This is a genomic window from Wolbachia endosymbiont (group B) of Horisme vitalbata (assembly GCF_964028625.1).
Lineage (GTDB): Bacteria > Pseudomonadota > Alphaproteobacteria > Rickettsiales > Anaplasmataceae > Wolbachia.
On sequence record NZ_OZ034797.1, the window covers coordinates 458,837 to 479,052 of the forward strand.

16 protein-coding genes are annotated in these 20,216 nt (G+C 33.7%); 8 read left to right on the top strand and 8 right to left on the bottom strand.

The window, feature by feature from the left end:
• Nucleotides 1–2: 2 nt before the first annotated feature.
• Nucleotides 3–923, top strand: coding sequence for a tyrosine-type recombinase/integrase (locus ABWU56_RS02355; protein WP_264704403.1), 921 nt, complete (start codon nt 3–5; stop codon nt 921–923).
• A gap of 680 nt (nt 924–1,603) precedes the next feature.
• On the opposite strand, the gene ABWU56_RS02360 is transcribed toward ABWU56_RS02355, so the two are convergent.
• From ABWU56_RS02360 to pdhA, 3 genes are all read right to left on the bottom strand, one after another.
• Nucleotides 1,604–4,564, bottom strand: coding sequence for an ankyrin repeat domain-containing protein (locus ABWU56_RS02360; protein ID WP_353281759.1), 2,961 nt, complete (start codon nt 4,562–4,564; stop codon nt 1,604–1,606).
• A complete protein-coding gene (gene gatB / locus ABWU56_RS02365) occupies nt 4,564–5,997 on the bottom strand; it encodes an Asp-tRNA(Asn)/Glu-tRNA(Gln) amidotransferase subunit GatB (RefSeq protein ID WP_353281760.1) in 1,434 nt (477 codons plus the stop codon). The genes ABWU56_RS02360 and gatB overlap by 1 nt, the downstream gene beginning before the upstream one ends.
• 205 nt (nt 5,998–6,202) lie before the next feature.
• Entirely contained in the window at nt 6,203–7,183 is a 981-nt protein-coding gene (pdhA, locus tag ABWU56_RS02370) for a pyruvate dehydrogenase (acetyl-transferring) E1 component subunit alpha (protein WP_108784629.1), read from the bottom strand.
• Nucleotides 7,184–7,248: 65 nt separating this feature from the next.
• On the opposite strand from pdhA, the gene hemJ reads away from it, so the two are divergent.
• From hemJ to ABWU56_RS02405, 7 genes are all read left to right on the top strand, one after another.
• Nucleotides 7,249–7,677 (top strand): protoporphyrinogen oxidase HemJ, encoded by a 429-nt coding sequence (gene hemJ / locus ABWU56_RS02375; protein ID WP_006013861.1) that lies wholly within the window; start codon nt 7,249–7,251, stop codon nt 7,675–7,677.
• Between the two features lie 154 nt (nt 7,678–7,831).
• On the top strand, nt 7,832–9,343 hold the full coding sequence (locus ABWU56_RS02380) for an HlyD family type I secretion periplasmic adaptor subunit (protein WP_264730728.1): 1,512 nt from the start codon (nt 7,832–7,834) through the stop codon (nt 9,341–9,343).
• A 556-nt stretch (nt 9,344–9,899) separates the two neighbouring features.
• Entirely contained in the window at nt 9,900–10,664 is a 765-nt protein-coding gene (coxB, locus tag ABWU56_RS02385; protein ID WP_264375831.1) for a cytochrome c oxidase subunit II, read from the top strand.
• 15 nt (nt 10,665–10,679) lie between these two features.
• Entirely contained in the window at nt 10,680–12,230 is a 1,551-nt protein-coding gene (ctaD, locus tag ABWU56_RS02390; protein ID WP_139686463.1) for a cytochrome c oxidase subunit I, read from the top strand.
• A 1-nt stretch (nt 12,231) separates the two neighbouring features.
• Nucleotides 12,232–13,119, top strand: a complete 888-nt coding sequence (locus ABWU56_RS02395; RefSeq protein ID WP_010401351.1) for a heme o synthase — start codon at nt 12,232–12,234, stop codon at nt 13,117–13,119.
• A gap of 175 nt (nt 13,120–13,294) precedes the next feature.
• Nucleotides 13,295–13,732, top strand: a complete 438-nt coding sequence (gene rnhA / locus ABWU56_RS02400) for a ribonuclease HI (RefSeq protein ID WP_010401349.1) — start codon at nt 13,295–13,297, stop codon at nt 13,730–13,732.
• Entirely contained in the window at nt 13,725–16,661 is a 2,937-nt protein-coding gene (locus ABWU56_RS02405; RefSeq protein ID WP_353281763.1) for an AsmA-like C-terminal domain-containing protein, read from the top strand. The genes rnhA and ABWU56_RS02405 overlap by 8 nt, the downstream gene beginning before the upstream one ends.
• A 30-nt stretch (nt 16,662–16,691) precedes the next feature.
• Here the strand turns inward: ABWU56_RS02405 and ABWU56_RS07475 are convergent, their stop codons facing one another.
• The 5 genes from ABWU56_RS07475 to ABWU56_RS02425 form a co-directional block, all read right to left on the bottom strand.
• A complete protein-coding gene (locus ABWU56_RS07475) occupies nt 16,692–17,105 on the bottom strand; it encodes a YqaA family protein (RefSeq protein ID WP_012481730.1) in 414 nt (137 codons plus the stop codon).
• Nucleotides 17,074–18,468 (bottom strand): cysteine--tRNA ligase, encoded by a 1,395-nt coding sequence (cysS, locus tag ABWU56_RS02410; protein ID WP_064085935.1) that lies wholly within the window; start codon nt 18,466–18,468, stop codon nt 17,074–17,076. The genes ABWU56_RS07475 and cysS overlap by 32 nt, the downstream gene beginning before the upstream one ends.
• A complete protein-coding gene (locus ABWU56_RS02415) occupies nt 18,461–19,117 on the bottom strand; it encodes an exopolysaccharide biosynthesis protein (RefSeq protein ID WP_007302767.1) in 657 nt (218 codons plus the stop codon). The genes cysS and ABWU56_RS02415 overlap by 8 nt, the downstream gene beginning before the upstream one ends.
• A 114-nt stretch (nt 19,118–19,231) precedes the next feature.
• A complete protein-coding gene (locus ABWU56_RS02420; protein WP_007302768.1) occupies nt 19,232–19,885 on the bottom strand; it encodes an exopolysaccharide biosynthesis protein in 654 nt (217 codons plus the stop codon).
• A gap of 126 nt (nt 19,886–20,011) precedes the next feature.
• Nucleotides 20,012–20,179 (bottom strand): twin-arginine translocase TatA/TatE family subunit, encoded by a 168-nt coding sequence (locus tag ABWU56_RS02425; protein ID WP_006013840.1) that lies wholly within the window; start codon nt 20,177–20,179, stop codon nt 20,012–20,014.
• Between the last annotated feature and the right edge of the window lie 37 nt (nt 20,180–20,216).

The following is a 20,216-nucleotide window of genomic DNA, read 5'->3' on the forward strand; positions in this document are numbered from 1 at the left end:
CTGTGGACCTCGGTTCAATCATTGAAAAATGGTATGATTGGCTAAAGTACAACAGGTCTTACTCACCAAACACTTTGGAGTCATACATGAGGGACCTCAAAGATCTTATAAATTTCCTAAATACTCACATTGGTGAAGAAGTAAATGTTGGCTCTTTAGAAAAATTAAGCATACCTGAACTGAGAAGTTGGTTTACCTCTCGTTATGCAAGAGGTGTAAATGCGAGATCTAACACTCGCGCATTGTCAGTAATCAGAAATTTTTTCAAATATATAAAAAACAATTATGAAATAAATAATGAAGCGGTATTTTCTTTATCAAGGCCAATTCAGAGAAGAACTCTACCTAAAGCACTTTCAATATCTAACATAGAAACTCTATTGAAAGAAATGAAATTGCCTGATCTAGGCGAGCCTTGGGTGGTAAAAAGAGAAATTGCAATTGTCGTTCTGCTATATGGTACGGGCTTAAGAATCACTGAAGCACTGAATCTTAAGGTTAGTGATATTAGCAATGAAAGTTTAATAGTAACAGGTAAGGGAGATAAACAAAGGCAGGTATTTATTCTTCCAGTAGTAAAAAAGTGTATACAAAAATATATAAAAGCTTGTCCCCACTTTGACGAAGCGGGACATCTTTTTGTGGGGGTAAGAGGAAAAAAATTGGGAAGAACTTATGTTGCTAATCGTTTGCAAAAAATAAGAAGATTTTTAAACTTACCAGAAATTTTATCTCCACATGCATTTCGCCATAGTTTTGCTACTCATTTGCTTCAGGAAAATATTGACATAAGATCAATACAACAGCTGCTTGGCCACTCAAGCCTTGAAACTACTCAAGTTTACACTCACCTAAATTATCAAGATGTCTTCAATATGTATAAAAACTTTCAGAAAAGTTTGAATAAAAAATCGAAATCTTAACTTCGTCTTAAATCGATAGTATTGCCGAACTGAGTGCTTGCAACATCATTCAGTACTGTACTTGCTTTATATAAGCAATAGTGACCAGCAGAGAGAAAGCAAAACGTTTTGCAAAAGGTTGTGAATGAAAGAGAATAGACAGCAGAATTTAAATTAGAATCTATGTAAAGAAACAAGTCAAGCAAATAGCAAAAGAGCTAGGCTCTGTGTACAAAATGTTAGCAGGTCAAATTAATTGAGGACGGGGATTTGCGACTAAAGTTCATGCACTTGTTGACGTACTGGGAAACCCATTCAAATTTATTTTGACCTCAGGCTAGAGGAACAAAATTACTCAGTTGACTAAAAATGTCTCTAGCTACACTATATGGCTTCTTTAAAATTTTGTTTACAGAGCCTAGAAAGAAAGCTGAGGAAAAGTAGAGGTTACCTTTACATATGAACTACATCTCAACCTGATATTGTCGTTCCTAATATGTTGGATTTCTTGCATAACTCGAATTCAAAAGTTGATGTCATTCCAGCGCGTGACACTGGAATCCAGATATTGGGTTCCAGCTGGGATGACACCTGTTTATGCAAGAAATCTATTGAAAATTGAGTTAAACTAAAAATTCAGTTTGACACACTTTTGTTAAACATTTTTGGGACGTTAAAATAAACAGATAAATAATTTTCTCTTAAGCTACTTCAACACTTTCATCATGGGTTAAAAGCAACTCCACAAGCTCTTGATTATCAGTTACATAATCCAATGCTGTCTTTCCCTCATTATTTTTAGCGTTAACGTCAGCACCTTGTTCTACAAAATATCTTACCACATCAACTTTTTCCCTGATAGCAGCCCAATGCAATGGAGTATCACCATATCCGTTTTTGATATTAATATCAATTCCTTTATCAATCAGGTACTTTATTGCATCTAGTTTTGCAAACCTGATAGCCTCATGTAACATAGTTTTGCCATTGCTGTACTTAGCACTAACATCAATACCCATACCTTTTTCTTTTATAAGGTATTCTGCTATATCAAAACTTTCACTTTCAACAGCCCAGTACAACACAGTCCAGCCATAATTATCTTTAATACCAACACTAGCACCCTTATTTACAAGATATTTTACCATGTCTAACTCTCCACTCTTAGCAGCCCAGTACAATGGCGTTTGGTAAAAACAGTCCCTAGCGTCAATATTAGCACCTTCATTGATCAGGTGTTTTGCTATGTCCAATTCCCCATTCCCAGCAGCTAAATGCAATGGAGCAATATCACAACCATTTTTAGCATTAACGATACCACTAAGCTTATTTTGATGTTTTCTCTTTATATATGCTAATAAGTTTTTAATAGCTTTATAATCACCATTTTCAACAAGCAAATGTAAATTAGTATCTTTGTAAAAATCATCAATCAACTTACCATGTTTACTCGCATATCCCCAAATAAATGCAACATGAATTTTATTATCTTTTGCTACATCACCAATGTTCACCAAATTTAGAGCTTTCCTAAGAACTTCTTCCTCTCTACCTTTCTCTTGCAATTTTAATCTTGTTACTTTCTGTACTGGACTATGGATATTTACTATCCCTTCCCTTAACTTAATCATTGAATATCGATTAAGTAGTTCAACAGCATTCCACAGCTTTTCTTTATCATCCGCTATTGACTTTGAAAAAATTTCTTTTATACGAATATCATCAGGAGCAAGATAGGCCATTATTTCAAAAATGTTTAATGCTTCAAAGCCATATTCCTTGCATATATATGTCATCGTGACATTCCAAGTTGTCAAAACTGTTTTAGTATAACGATCTTCATTTTCATAAATTCCTTTCTTAAGCAATTCTCCTGCATTTTGTTGATACTCTTTTAAGTAATCACTTATTTTAAACCTCTTATCACCTCTTAATCTCGATTCCTCATTTCGATCTTGGATATATACAACTGCTTGTCCTAAAGCTAATGGAAAATATTGTAATTCTCTTGTTAGCTCTTCTATTTCCCTATCCTGTAAATTATTCTCTATGTTCAAAGCTTTTCTAACAAATTCTAAAGCTTCTACTTCACCAAACTTATCTAATTGTATTACTTTTATATCACTTTCTCCTCTCACATTCCACTTACAGTCACGAGAAGTAATTAAAATGTAAGGTTTTTTATGTCTAGGGTGTAAAGATGAAGGTAAAAATCTTTTAATGTTTTCATATCCCTCAGCATTATCAAAAATGAATAGGCTTTTTCCTTTCCTTCTTGCAAAGAAAGCATATATTTCTCTAACAATATTTTCTATCGTCTTGTCCCTTTCGTACCTATCTTTGGTAGAAATGCCTAATCTATCATCCTTAACTAACCCCAAGAAAGAATTTTTCATAGTTTCAACGCTTTCAGCATTTATCCAGATAACGTTAGCATAATAATCCTTTCCATATGTGTAAGCATATTGCCTAGCGAATTCACTCTTACCTATCCCCCCAAGACCACTAATAGTAGCAACCTGAGATATAATTGCTGGCCTGACCGTACTCCTTTGTAGTGCATCATGTAAGGCTTTTAATTCACTATTTCTTCCAGTAAAAAATGCAACTGGCTCTATTATTTTAAACCAAATAGGCTCCTCTATCTGCTTGTTATTTTGTGCTGTTACAGCTACATGTATTTCATGCAGTTTTTTACTATCCTTACGCTGTTGTTCTACTATTTCATCTATTCCTTTATTCCCTTCTTTTACTTCTCTCTCTATTTCACTTAAAGTCTTAGGAAATTGCTCAATTTCTCGAAAAAGTTCTTCTCCTTCTTTGTACGAAAGAGGACGCGCTTTTATATCTTTTACCCAGTCTGATATTTTTTTTAGAAGATTATTACAAAAGATTTGATTTTCACCAATATAGCCAAACTTTTTGTTCAACCTACTACTCAACTTACCTAGCAATAATTCTCTTAGCTGAGCTTCATGGGGTAAGTTAACGACGAACACCAGTTCATTTAAAAAGTCCTCTATCTCTTTATTGCTGACTTCCTTACCTATCTCACGCTTTATAAAATCCATATTTTGCTTCAAGTATTGAGCAATACTACCATCTGAATCACTAATTCTATATTTTGCACTATCACCTATATCCAGAAACTCATCTTTTGTGTCTATTCTTACAAATGAAAGTTCTTTTCCTTTATTTTCTCCACTTAACATTGCTCTTAGATTTCTTACTTCGTGTTGTATTGAATATGGTGAATCAAGATCCATATTCGTAGCAAAAAGAAAATGCTTTGTTCCACCACTAAACTTTGCATTATTTTTGATTTTTAGATAGGCAAGAAAAAGTTTTAAAATACTAAACTTACCACTTTTTGTTAACAAGCTACTTACACTGATTTTTTTAGTTCCATCTTGGTTGTGCTTAGCTTGTATAAACTTATGTACTATATCTTTATTTTGCTCATTCTGGACAAAAATGTCATCAAAACCTTGAGCTGACTCTAACTCTGTGTCTATGGAGAAAGAATATTCTTTACCCATCTTAGACATGAGAGATGTTATATCCATCTCATGCATTAGAGATATTACGATCAATAACTCTTGAAAGGGAATACCATGGTAAGTGCGTTTTAACCCCCAATTAGAATCATCTTCTAGATACATTACCCCTGTTTTTGTCCTAATCTTTCACTCAAAACCAAGTTCACAACATCGGGGCTGGCTTTTCCTTTGGTGAGTTTCATGACTTCACCAACAAAGAAACCATACAATCTTGTTTTACCGCTTTTGTATTCTTGAACTTTATCTTGATTGCTATTGATGGTTTTGTCGATAATTTCTGATATTTGACCTCTATCGGTTATTTGCTTGAGGTCCTGTTCTTCTATAATAAGGGATGCAGGCTTTCCAGTTTCAAACATAATATCAAAAACTTGTTTACCAAGTTTGGCAGAGATCGTTCCATCGACGATAAAGTCGAGGAGCTCGGATAAAGCATCTGCTTTAATTGGAGAGCTAACAATATCAATATTTGTTTTATTTAAACGACCGAAAAGCTCGACGGTTAACCAGGTAACTGCAATCTTTGAATCATGCTTTTTTGCTAATTTTTCAAAATAATCGGCAATTTCTTTATCAGAAGTGATAACGTCTGCATCATATTCATTGATACCTAATTCCGCTATGTATCGAAGTTTTTTTTGATCTGGCAACTCGGGTAAAGATGATTTAATAGAATCAATTTTGTCTTGGCTTATTTCAACAGGTAGCAAATCAGGTTCAGGGAAATATCTATAGTCACTTGAATCTTCTTTGCTTCTCATCACTTTTGTTTTTCCTAAAGTGACATCAAACAATAAGGTATCTTGACTTATTTCTCCTCCGCTTTCCAAAATTTTGATCTGCCTTTGTGCTTCATAATCTATAGCTTGTACAATATAACGTATTGAATTTAAGTTTTTTATTTCACAACGAGTGCCAAATGTGCTACTGCCCTTTGGGCGAACAGAAACATTTGCATCACAGCGAAGTGACCCCTTTTCCATATCACCATCACATGAACCGATGTAACGCAAAATCTGCCTCAATTTTTTCATGAATTCTGCAGCTTCTGCAGATGAACGAAGATCTGGCTCTGAAACAATTTCCATTAAAGCAACACCTGCACGATTTAAATCTATGTAAGTTTTGCTTTCTTCATGAATACTCTTTCCTGCATCTTGCTCTAAGTGAATTCTTGCGATTCTTATTTCTTTTTCATTATTATTGATAAAAACTTTGCCATTTTTAACTATTGGCTCAAAGAACTGGGTTATTTGATAACCTTGTGGTAAATCGGGATAAAAATAATTTTTCCGGTCAAAGTAAGAGCATTTATTAATTTCTGCAGAAATTGCAAGTCCGGTGCATATTGCTTGCTCTATGCAGCTATAATTTAATACTGGTAGTGTACCTGGCATTGCTGCATCAACTAGAGAAACTTGAGTATTGTGCTCAGTGCCAAATTCCGTTAGTGAACTAGAAAATAGCTTTGTCTTAGAAGAAACCTGAGCGTGTACCTCAAGTCCAATTACTGTCTCCCAGTTTTCTTTTGTCATGTATTTTATTCAATTAATAACTTTATATTCTGCAAACTAGCACAAAAAGTCAAATAAAACTCATTTAACCTATGATCCAAGAGCGGTGTATATCAATAATATAAGAGTTACTACAGTTTCTATTGACTAGGCTGTTATATAATAAAGTTAAGTGCTGCCAAAAAATATCTATAGTAGGCCAAAACATAATTTTGATGGCAACTGATTAGCTAACAAATTTATAAACATCAGTATATAGTTCATCAATGCCTGGCTCTTTACTATTTTTAGCAAAATCTTCTGACTTTTTTACTAAATCTCGTATTTCCTTATCAATAGCTTTGCATTCTTCATCAGAAGCGATTTTATTGTCTGTTATATACTGCTTTAGGGTGCTTATAGGATCATGATTTTGCTTCATATCTTCAACTTCTTCTTTTGAGCGATAAGTAGCAGGATCTGACATTGAATGTCCACGATATCGATATGTCTTCATTTCAAGCAAGATAGGTCCTTTTCCCCCACGTACGTGCTCAGCTATTTCACTTGTTAACTCATAGACAGAGAAAAAATCCATTCCATCAACTTGTTTTCCAGGAATACCAAAACTCTCTCCTCTTTTATATAGTTCAGTTACTAAAGTTGATCTTTGTACAGAAGTTCCCATTGCGTATTCGTTATTTTCTATGATATAAACCACAGGTAACTTCCACAAAGATGCCATATTAAATGATTCATATACTTGTCCTTGATTTGCAGCACCGTCACCAAAATATGTGAATACAACGTTATCTTTTTTCTTGTATTTATTAGCAAATGCTATTCCTGTGCCAATTGGGACTTGTGCACCTACTATTCCATGTCCACCAAAGAAATTTTTTTCAACATCAAATATGTGCATGGAGCCACCTTTGCCTTTTGAACACCCTGTTTCTTTGCCGGTTAGTTCTGCCATCACAACATTCGGATCAGAATTACATGCAAGCATTAAGCCATGGTCTCTATAGCTTGTGATAAAAGCATCACCAGATTTTGATGCAGCTTGAGTCCCAACTGCAACTGCTTCTTGCCCTATTGATAAGTGACAGAATCCGCCTATTAATCCCATTCCGTATAATTGTCCTGCTTTTTCCTCAAATCTGCGTATGAGAAGCATTTTTCTGTAGAATCCAATCACCTGTTCTTTAGTGAAATTTTCTGCTTTCATATTGACTTTCTTTTATTAAATTGAGATCATACCAGAAATTTTTAACATTTTATAATACTATCTATATGGACTACTATCACTGGCTTGAAGCTTTTCACGTTATCTCTGTAATTATGTGGGTGGCAGGTATGCTCTATTTGCCAAGGCTTTATGTTTACCATGCATCTGTAAAACCAGGGTCAGAAAATGACAGCTTACTTCAAATAATGGAGAAGAGACTCCTTAGATATATCATAAACCCTGCAATGCTTTTCTCCCTTAGTTTTGGAATTATGCTAATGATTATTAGGGAACCATATCACGAAGGGTGGTTTCATGTAAAAGCGCTAGCATTATTCTTAATGTTTGCTATTCATGTCCTACTTGCAAAGCATAGGAAAAATTTTGTAGTGGGCTTGAATAAGAAAACTCACGTTTATTTTCGTGTTTTAAACGAAGCAGTAACAGTGTTAATAATAATTATAGTTATTATGGTTATTGTAAAACCTTTTTGATTTTCTAGCCTAATGCTGAACCATTCAATAGAGTATAAGAATTGTTACTAAATAGTTTATTCTGATGTTCCATAGTCTAAGTAGAGTACTTAAGATATAGATTCTTTGTTTTTGTGTGTTATCCTGATTAACAAGAATTCGCAGTAGTATTATAATGAGTAAGTTAAAAAAGCTTAGTGCTGGACTTTCTTTGACAGGCCTGATTGGTAGTGATGATATAGATATGCAAAGGGCAGGAAATAGAAAGAAGAAATATCAATTTTTGGATAAGACGTTCGCATGGATTGATGCGATGATAAATTTTATTTTTAAACGTGAGAGTAATAACGCAAATGAAGTCCTAAAAGTCACATGGGGACCACTATTTTTTGGTTTAGTGGTGATATTCATCTTTTTTGGAATAGGTGGTATTTGGTCGGCTATAGCTCCAATTGACGGAGCAGTGCATGCAAGTGGAGAAGTTATTGTCTCTTCAAATAGAAAAATAGTGCAACACTTGGGTGGGGGAATAATAAGCAAAATTTTAGTAAAAGAAGGTCAAACAGTTAAAAAAGATGAGCCTTTAGTTTTATTAAGTGATGTTAACGAAAAGGCAAATTTGAGTATAATTAAAGAAAAACTCTTATCACTTTTGGCAACTGAAGCAAGACTTATTGCAATTAGGGGAGACTTAGATACGCTAGAATTTTCTGATGAGGTTAAAAGATTATCTAACGATGAACTTGTAAATAAAGCGATAAAGAATCAGGTAAAGTTGTTCAACTCTCAGAGAAAGAGTATATTAGGAAAAACTGACATACTGCAACAACGTATAAAGCAGTTAAATGATGAATTAGCAGGGCTAAATTTTCAACTAAATGCAGCCCATAAGCAATATGACTTGATAACTGAGGAGTTAGAAACAAAAAGACAATTACTTGATAGTGGCCATATAAGCAAACCACACATTTTAGCTTTAGAAAAACAGTTTGCTGAAATTGAGGGTAGAGTTGGACATTACCGTTCTGCAATATCTCAAGTACAGCAAAAGATTGGAGAAAATGAGTTAGAGATTATAAATGTGAAGAATGATGCTCAAGAAAGAGCAAATGCTGAGCTTAAGGAAGTCAATACATCTATTGCAGACTTAAAAGAGAGGCTGATGGTTGCTGAAGATTCGTTAGCACGTACAATAATTAAATCACCTCAAGATGGTATAGTTACAGATATAAGATACCACACTGAAGGTGGTGTTATACAATCTGGAGTTCCAATCATGAGTATAGTACCATCAGATGATGATCTAATAATAGATGCTAAAGTTCTAACCAGAAACATAGAAGAGATACTGTCAGCAAAAAAGAAAGATAGCAATATAGTCTCTATCGACGGACTAGAAGGGCTAAAAGTTAAAGTAAGGCTGAGCGCTTATAGTGCACGTCGCTTAAGTTTAATTAACGGTATAGTAAACCATATTTCCCCTGATGCTCTTGATGATCCAAGGATGGGGCGTTATTATTCAGTGCGAGTGGTGATACCAAAATCAGAACTTGCTCAATTTAAAAACGTATACCTATATCCTGGTATGCCAGCAGAAGTATATATAGTTACTCAATCCCGCACTCTTTTATCGTTCTTGTTTACACCTATAATTGCAACATTCGATAGATCTTTCATAGAGAGATAATTTATTTTGCTTTTCTAAAAAATTTGTTTACAGAGTTTGATATGCAAAAAAATTTACACACAAGTAGTGTATTATTTTATAATTATTTTCTATAATATGTAAATCTTTGATTTAAGATGCAAATGCTAACGTAAACATTAAAGGTTAATTAGTAAACTCAGCTGTATAATAGAATTAAAGGAATTAGTAAGATTTTTACCTTAATGAATTATAAATAGGCAAACTTACCTAAAGTTTAATAGTGTCTGTTACTGCTTTTAGGTGTGAGGCTAGAGGGTTATTAGCAATAACAGACACTATTAAACTTATTATAGAACTTCCTTAAAGTAAATACTTAACTTAAAATATTATAATATTTTAACTTAAAATAGATTCATGTAAATGCTTTTTCCTCAAGTTAGTATCGTATTAGTATATTTATTAAATGCTAAAAAAACATTAATCATCATTTACTTTTGATTCAATATTTAGCAAAACACTTTTGTACATTCTATAATCTCTGTTTGCATAGTAAGTGTATATATATTATTATACAGTTAGTTTTACAGCAAAAAATATGGTGAAGTTATTTGCATTATTGATAATGTTTTACTCAAACATATCAATTGCTTCTGCTCCTACTTCTTGGCAATTTGGATTTCCTGCGCCTGCAACTGAGATAATGGAGGCTGTAGTTAAGTCACATTCGTTTGTGATGAGTGTAATGATTGCAATTATGCTTTTTGTATGGGCCCTGCTTGCTTATGTAGTATTTCGCTTTCGTAAGGGCAAAGTGAAAAATGTCAGTAAAATAACTCATAATATCTTTGTAGAAATTATCTGGTTTGTTATACCAACGATTATTGTTGGGGTATTGGCTTTTAAAAATGCTGAATTAATTAAACTACAGGAGAAAGTGCCAAAAGCTGACATAACACTAAAAGTTATTGGTCATCAATGGTATTGGAGTTACCAGTACCCAGAATATCAAGGTATTTCATTTGACAGCTATATAAAAGGAAAAGAAGACTTTACCGAAAGAGATTTAAAACTATTCTCTGTTGATAATAACGTTATTTTACCTATCAATACTAATATTCGTTTACAAGTGACAGCAGGAGATGTAATACATAGCTGGGGAATACCGGCTTTTGGTATAAAAATTGATGCAATACCAGGTAGGCTGAATGAAGCATGGTTTAACGTTACAAAGCCCGGTATTTATTATGGGCAATGTTATGAACTATGTGGTCAAGGTCATGGATTTATGCCAATTGTTGTTGAAGCAGTGAGTAAAGAAGATTTTAATAAGTGGATTGAAGATAAAAAATTAGTAAGTTAAGTTTGGAGTATAGATATGAGTGATGTACCAAAAGGTATAAGACGTTGGCTGTTTTCTACTAATCACAAAGATATAGGGACACTATACATTATTTTTTCCATATTAGCTGGAATTATTGGTGGATTATTATCGGTAATTATTCGTACTCAGCTAATGCACATTAATATACTTAACAATAATTACCAGCTATATAACGTAATGATTACAGGGCATGCGGTAATAATGGTGTTTTTTATGATAATGCCAGCCTTAATGGGAGGATTTGGTAATTGGTTCGTACCTCTCATGATTGGTGCACCAGATATGGCATTTCCTCGTATGAATAATTTAAGTTTTTGGTTGTTAGTTTCATCTTTTATTTTGCTTATCCTCTCGGTATTTGCTGGCGAAGGTCCTGGAACAGGATGGACTTTATACCCACCTTTGTCGCAAATTATGTCCCACCCAAGTGCAGGAGTTGATCTTGCTATACTTGCACTTCATATTGCTGGTATGTCATCAATTGTTGGGGCGATCAACTTTATAGTTACCATATTCAATATGCGTGCAAAAGGTATGTCACTAACTAAGATACCACTATTTGTTTGGTCTATTTTACTCACGTCATTTATGTTAATTGTTGCCTTACCGGTACTTGCTGGTGCTATAACTATGCTGCTCACTGATCGTAATATAGGTACCTCCTTTTTTGATCCTGCTGGTGGTGGTGATCCTGTGTTATTTCAACATCTGTTTTGGTTTTTTGGTCATCCAGAAGTTTACATAATTATTTTTCCTGCATTTGGTATCATCAGTCAGATTGTGTCAACTTTTTCTCATAGACCAGTATTTGGTTATATGGGAATGGTTTATGCCATGATAGGAATAGCAACGTTTGGCTTCATGGTTTGGGCTCACCATATGTTTACTGTTGGGCTTAGCGAGGATGCTGCTATATTTTTTAGCACTAGCACAATTTTCATTGGTGTTATAACTGGTGTAAAAGTCTTTAGTTGGATTGCAACTATGTGGGGTGGAGCGATTGAATTGAAGACACCAATGCTGTTTGCATTAGGTTTTATTTTCATGTTTGTTGGAGGTGGTATAACCGGAATAATTCTTTCTCACGGTGGAATAGATAAGCTTTTGCACGATACCTATTATGTCGTTGCTCACTTTCACTATGTCATGTCGCTTGCTGCATTATTTGGAGCTTTCGCCGGTTTTTATTATTGGATAGGCAAAATGTCAGGTAAGCAATATAACGAGTGTTTAGGAAAGATACACTTTTGGCTCACTTTTATTAGCACCAATGTCACTTTCTTACCCCAGCATTTCCTGGGATTAGCAGGTATGCCAAGGCGTATACCTGATTATCCCGACGCGTTTATCCCTTGGAATTATATATCCTCAATTGGCTCATATATGTCCTTTCTTTCAGTTATGTTTTTTGTATTTATAGTTATACATCTCTTTAAGTGGGGCAAAAAAACTGGAGATAATCCTTGGGAAGGTGACACTTTAGAATGGACGGTATCTTCACCACCGCCTTTTCATACTTTTGAAAAACCACCAGTGATAAAATAGAATGTACACAAGTGTTTTGCTAAATGTTGAATCAACAATACTGGATTTTTGGCATTTGCTGAAGCCAAGGATAATGTACCTTGTAGTGTTTACTGCAATTGCTGGAATGGTTGCTGCACCAGGTAGCATTCATCCTTTCCTTGCACTAATATCTCTTATGTGCATTGCTCTTGGTTCAGGATCTGCAGGTGCAATAAATATGTGGTATGACAGAGATATAGACTTGCTTATGGAGAGAACAAAAAACCGCCCTATACCTTCAGGTAGAGTTTCTGCAGAAAGCGCGCTTGAATTTGGCATAACTCTTGGAATATTGTCAGTATTTATCATGGCAATAGCAGTGAACTATGTTTCTGCTGCTTTGCTTGCAATTAGCATATTATTTTATGTTTTTGTGTATACAATTTGGCTCAAAAGGCGTACTCCGCAGAATATTGTTATTGGTGGTGCAGCAGGTGCTTTTCCTCCAATGATTGGCTGGGCGGTTGTAACTGACTCTGTAAGCTGGGAAAGTTGTATTCTATTTTTAATAATTTTTATGTGGACTCCACCACATTTTTGGGCTCTATCCTTAAATAGATCTGAAGATTATACAAAAGCATCGATTCCAATGTTCAATATCGTTTATGGTCCAGAAAAAACGAGGAAATATATATTAATCTATAGCGTGTTACTCGTATTAACTAGCTTACTTCCAGCACTATTTTTGAAAAAGGCTCTATTTTACCTCAGTATGGCAATTATTGAAGGGTGTGTTTTTATTTGGTTTGCTGCATCCGTTATAAGGCTTAAGAGTCATAGCTCGCAGAAAAAAATGTTTTCTTATTCGATTTCTTATCTATTTTCTCTGTTTGCCAGCGTTATTTACTGCTCTATTGATTTGTTTTAACCATGAAAGAACATAAAAACTATCTTTTACTTTCTCTTCTAATAATGCTCGTTGTAGCACTTTTTTTTATTTCCATAATAAAATTTAAAGGTGCGGCTTAAATTGCCTCTATATCTATAAAAATTGTGATTTTATAGAAGCAACGATATACTTTATTAATTCACTACAGTTAAAGATGAAGAAAAAGGAAGTGACAATATACACAGATGGAGCATGCTCTGGTAACCCAGGGACAGGAGGGTGGGCAGCAATCATATTATTTCAAAATCATAGAAAGAACATCTGTGGTAGAGAAGAAAATACTACAAATAATAAAATGGAGTTAACAGCAGTGATCAATGGACTGAAGGTATTAAAATTTCCTTGTAATATCAGTTTGTATACGGATAGCCTCTATATTAAATACGGTATAACAGAATGGATAAATAAGTGGAAAATGAACGGCTGGAAGACAAGTAATAAGAAGTCAGTAAAAAATATAGAATTATGGAAAGAATTAGACGATGTTGCTTTGCAACATGAGATTAACTGGAAGTGGGTGAAAGCGCATAATGGTGATAAATACAATGAAGAAGCCGACAGCTTAGCAAGAAAAGCAATAATCGATGCTTAAAAAAATAGCTCTATCATTTTCTATAATTTTATTATTTATATTCTGCTTCTTTATCCCTTTTAAAGGGGAAGGTCCTTTAGAAATCAATATTAGTTATATTAATTTTTATATAAAGAAAAAAATATTAAAGATATTTACCAATTCGGATGTCAGCATGGAGAGTACCTCGGTTATTTGGCAGAAAGATGGCAAGCTAGTCATTACAGATTTAAAAATAACAAATCCTGACTTTACCATAGAAGTTCCTGAGCTTTTCGTACACTTTAAGTTAAGTTCCAAAAAGTTCTCTCAGGTTTTAGCTGGTAATGTACACATATATATCAAGAAGGAAGAGACCAGAGGAATAACAACATCTGTAATGACAGATAAGATGAGTAGTACAAAAAATCTGCTGAAGACAATAAGAAAAATTTTTTTCTACTTAAATGCAGACTCAAGGATTGAAATTACTAACATTGCTGTCAATAAAAGCACGGAAGGTGAATTCTTCATTGATAAAGTATATGTAGGAAAGGAGGAAAATTTTAATGTTTTGGATATTCGTGTTCATACAAAAGATAAAAAGGGGATTCTAGATGATTTATCTATTATGATAAAAAATCGCAATAATTTGTTAAATTTGTATGGAACATTTTATAACCTAAAGTTGGGGCTATTTAACGAGTTTTCCACACTAGTTAAAAGTTACAATTTGGACAAAGAAATAGGGTTCAAAGGGAACTTCTCAATGAGAATTAATGGAAAGGATGAAGTTATGGATGGAAACATATACGTGTTAAATACAGAGAGTCACTCAGGTAAAAACTTAGCCTTGACTAATGTAAATGTAAATTTGACATATAGTGATGAAATCATTAGCGTAAAAAACTTTCATTTTAAGTTAAATGATACTTACCTTTCTTTGATTGGCAAAATGAACTTTGGCACAAATCATGCTTTGCTTAGAGTTAATATTAGTAAACTTGTTGCAAAAGATTTATGTACTTATGTACCAGATGGTCTAGTGAACAATGAATTTAGAAAGTGGTATTGTAATAATATTGATGGGAATATTATAAATACAATTATAAGTTTTAACGGTAAAATCGATAGTTTAATAAATGATGATCTGTCAGGTATTGTAATTGTTGCTGATATAGAAAATGGCAGCGTTCAATTTGATGAGGATTTTGAACGAGTGGAGAAGTTGAACGGTGAGTTAACTCTCAAGGATAACAATCTCAAAATTATTGTAAATAGAGCTAAGTTTCAGAATTTTACTATCAATAGTGGTCATATTGAAATGAACTCTCTCAATAAAGAAGATTCTGTTCTTACCATTAATGGTCAGGCTGTAAGTGATGCTTATGGGTTATATGAGCCTATAAGATTTAAGCTGGATGATGTGGTAAAACTTGAAAGAGATAAAGTAGGTGGAATAGCAAAGTCTGTATTCAATTTTCGCATTTTTAATCTAAACTCTAGTGATAAAAAAGTAGATTTTTCGGCCAAATTTCATTCTGAAATTGATAATTTGGTGGTGTATAATGGAAGTTTTGGTAAGTATGATATTAAGCTCGATTTTGGGAGTGACTTTATAGATTTAAATGGCAGTGGTATGGTAAATAATACACAGCTTCTATTTGACCTCAAAAGTAGCAATAAAAATGAAAATTTTGCCTGGAGTTTGACTGGAGATTTACCTGCTCAAATACTTAATTTCGGTGATGGTTATATCAATGCAAATATAGAGTCAGTAATGTATCAAGACAAAACAGGGTACGTTAATGGTAATATAGATTTATCAGAGCTCGAGTTGCGTTCAAGCTACTTAGGGTGGAAAAACCATTTTGAAGATCACAATGAAGTTTTATTTTCTACAAGGCTAAAAGGAGTAGGTGAGTTGCTAATAGACAAACTAGACGTTGTAGGAAATGATCTAGACATAAAATTTAGCGGAAGAGTAGAAAATGGAAATCTATATTTAAATTCTAGCAACTTTAAATTACCTGATAATAATTTTAGTATAGAAATTGAATCAGGTAAGGAGAAAAATGCCATAACTATTCACGGTGAGAAAATCAACTTAAGTGATGTGTTAGGTTTACTTGGCAAAGATAGTAATCGATTAAATAACAAAATAGAAGTTACTATGAATGTTGATAATATAATTATGAAAGAAGGAATTATCATAAAAGATGCTAAGCTAAATGTAACTTGTGCTAAAGGTGATTGTAGTGGAAGTCAATTCACAGGACAGTTTTTAGAAGATAACAGTAATATACTAGTAGAACATAGTGAAATAGGGCTTGAAATATATTCGGATAATTCAGGTATGCTTTTGCGTTCTTTAGGTATTGGTAAATCAGTTAAAAATGGCAAATTATCTCTTTATCTATCTTCTAAGAGAGAAAATGGAGAACATTATGGTATGTTATCTATCAGCAATTTCTATATCAAAGATGCTCCACTGCTTACCACTTTATTATCAATGTCTTCACTGCCTGGTATTGTAAATGCTATAAAGAACGAAGGTGTACATTTTTATAAGTGTAATGCACCTTTTTCATATAAAGATGGCACTGTTGAAATTGAAGAATCTTGGCTTGAAGGAGCGGAACTAGGCATTAGCACTAGTGGTACGCTCGATATTAAGGGTTATAAATTCCAGGTTGAAGGACAAGTAATACCGGCATACTCAATTAACAAATCTTTGTTGAAAATCCCTATAATCGGAAAACTTCTGACTGGTGGGAAGAGTAGGGGGATTATTTCAATAGACTACAAAGCAAATGGTGATGATAAAAACAACAACGTATCTGTTAATCCTATCTCTTCGCTAACCCCAAGCTTACTTAAGAGGTTATTAGGAGTATTTGATCGTATTATGACAAAAACTAATAAAAGCATTTTAAAAGGTAGTTTGAAGAAGAAATTTAGCTCAATATGACCAGAAGAAAAGTTGTTTATTGATGTTTAGTTAGATGGTAAACGTTAGATACAACAAACAGAGGAAGTTAGATAAAATAATTAAGGGAACAAGAATATAAAGGTTTAACTTGAAGTAACCGGATAAAATCTGAGTCACACTTCCAAGTGCTGGTACCCACGAAAGCAATGCAACTGCACAAATCAGTAGGTGCCTTACAATTTTTGGTGTTTTGTCTTCATTCTCTAATTTGTGATGTGATCTTCTGATAAAAATTGTTATTCTACCTAAATACCAGTTAGCTATTCCACCAAGACTGGATCCTAATACTCCAAAAAGTAATATAAGTAGTTGATCGTAGTTTGACCTAAAGCATAACATAGTGTAAAGTACAAAACCTTGATGTATGGGTAAGATAAGCGATGATACTAGGCTATCTATAAACAATAGGAGATAATTTTCCATACCAAGTTGTTGTACCATCTTCGTTGTCAGAAATTGTAACCCCCATTTGTTTCAATTGCTCTCTTATTTTGTCTGCAGTATCATAATCTTTATTTTGTTTTGCTACTTTTCTTAAGTCTATCAACCTTTCTATTTCTTGATGACTCACACCACTTGCAAACCACTCTTGATAACTTGACTCAAGAATACCAATGAACCTTGCGCTTTTAACAAACTTCTTAGTTAATTTGAGCCTCTCACATTCATTACTTGTCTTATTGATTTCTGTAGCCATTTCATGCAATATGGCTACAGCTTCAGGAATGTTTAAATCGTTTTTCAAAGCCTCTATAAAATCTTTAGAGACTTCTGCATCACTTTCCTCAATACATGTACTACGTAATAACCGATAAAACTTGTTTAAAGTTTCTTGCGACTCAGAGATAACATTTTCTGTCCAATCAAGTGGTTTTCTGTAGTGAGTTTTAAGCAGCGCATAACGTATTACTTCACCCTTTATTCCACTATCTAACAAATCCCTTACTTTGACTATATTAAATAAGGATTTGCTCATTTTCTCTTCATTTACCGTAAGAAACCCGTTGTGTACCCAATATTTTGCAAACGTTGACTCAGCAAATGCAGATTTACTCTGTGCAATTTCATTCTCATGATGAGGAAATTGCAAGTCTATACCCCCACCGTGAATGTCAAAATCTTTGCCAAGGTAAGCATATGACATTGCTGAACATTCTATATGCCACCCTGGTCTTCCCTCTCCCCATGGACTATTCCAGTGACTTGAAAGTTTATAGTCAGTTTCGTTTGCAGGTTTCCAAAGTACGAAGTCTCCTGGGTGTTTTTTATTTTCACCAACTTCAACTCTACTACCGTAGTTTAATTCATCAATTTTTTTTCCTGATAAAACGCCGTATTCAGGGTAAGATTCTACACTAAAATATACATGTTTATTGGATTCATAAGCATGACCAGCTTGCAGCAAAGACTCAATTAACTTGATAATGTTATCTATGTTTTCCGTTGCTTTTGGTTCATATGTTGGTTCTGCACAATTTATGCTTTCCATGTCTTCATGAAAAGTTTTAGTGTAATATTTGCTAATGCTTTCTATATTACTATTTTTCTCATTTGCTGCATTGATTATCTTGTCATCGATGTCGGTTATATTACGCACATAAGTAACTTTTCCATAACAAAATTTAAGCAGTCGAAATAATACATCGTAAACAACAATAGAACGTGCATTACCTATATGTGCTGTATCATATACTGTTGGCCCACAAACGTACATTTTTATATGATCTTTATCGATCGGTGTAAAGGGCTCTTTTTTTTTTGTTAAAGTGTTGTAAAGCTTAACCATATACAAAGCTTTTTAGAAAAGAAAATGCTCCAAATATAAGCTGTGGTCCTTTAACTATTACGACAAGAGTAAGTAATAACCCACACAATGATACTAATACTCCCATTATAGAGAGAAATCCATCTTTGCTCATGATACCCAGTGAAATGAGAGTTGTACCAATTGCAGGAATGAAGTTAGTTAAAGGAAGTGGGATTGCTATCGATAATGCACAAAGCAGCATTATAAATGCTAAAATATTTTCACCAGGACCACGAAAAATGAAAGACATTCTTGGTTTCATGAACTTTTCTATTTTTTTTAATGTAGGTGAAGTTTTCTCTACCACGAGAGCTAGTGTTGAACGTTGAAAAGATTTCCTTTCTAGCCAATTAGGCATCCAAGGAGAATCAAACCCAAATAGAAGCTGCAGTGAAAATAAGATTAAAGGTATAGAAAGAATGGTTGTATAGCCAGGTGGAACAGGTATAGGTACTGATAGCGGTAAAGAGAAGATGATTATTAAAATACCAAAACCACGCTCATGTAAAGCTGTTTTAATATCAAATAATGTTACTTTATCATTATCGTTATTATTAGTATCTGCAACCTCTTTTAGAATATCAGAGGCCAATTTTTTATCTTCAGTCAATTTCACACTTTTTTCCACAGTTACCCTTTAATAACAATATAACTTCTAACTAACATAGTTATTGCTATATTTCAATATCGATTATTCATTTCATGCTGTACTTCATTCTTTTATTAAAGTGTTGTAAAGCTTTTAAGTTATAAGGCTTTTAAGAAGAGAAAGTGTTCCGGCTATAAGTTTTGGTCCTTTAACTATTACAATAAGGGTAACCAATAACGCACAGAATGAAACTAACACTCCTAACGTAGATAAAAATCCATCTTTACCCATAATGCCGAGTGAAATAAGAGTTATACCAATTGCAGGAAGGAAGTGAGTAAAAGGTAATGGAAGAGCTATTATTATTGCACAAAGCAACATCATAAAAGCTAGAATCTTTTCACCTGGACCAAGAAAAATAAAAGACATTCTTGGTTTCATGAACTTTTCTATTTTTTTTAATATAGGTGAAGTTTTCTCTACCACGAGAGCTAGTGTTGAACGTTGAAAAGATTTCCTTTCTAGCCAATTAGGCATCCAAGGAGAATCAAACCCAAATAGAAGCTGCAGTGAAAATAAGATTAAAGGTATAGAAAGAATGGTTGTATAGCCAGGTGGAACAGGTATAGGTACTGATAGCGGTAAAGAGAAGATGATTATTAAAATACCAAAACCGCGCTCATGTAAAGCTGTTTTGATGTCGAACAATGTTACTTTATCACTATCGTTGTTATTGGTATCTGCAACCTCTTTTAGAATATCAGAGGCCAATTTTTTATCTTCAGTCAATTTCTCACTTTCTTCCACGATTAACCTTTAATAACATTCTAACTAACATAATTATTACTGTACTTCAATCATACCTCTTCAATTCTTTAGCCTTGTTTAAACAAATGACACGCACTTTAGTGCGTGTCACGAAACATAAGGAAGCTAACGATCTGGTTCATTAGATGATAGTTTCTCTGAATCCTTAAGTTCTTGTTTAAGGTTTTTAATGCCTTTGCCTAAATCACCCATAACTTGTGGTAACCTACCTGCACCAAACAGAACTAAGATTATTATTAAGACTAGAAACAGCTGCCATGGACCTAAACTCATTTGTACCTCCGTTGAAAATATTAACTTTTAGGTATTA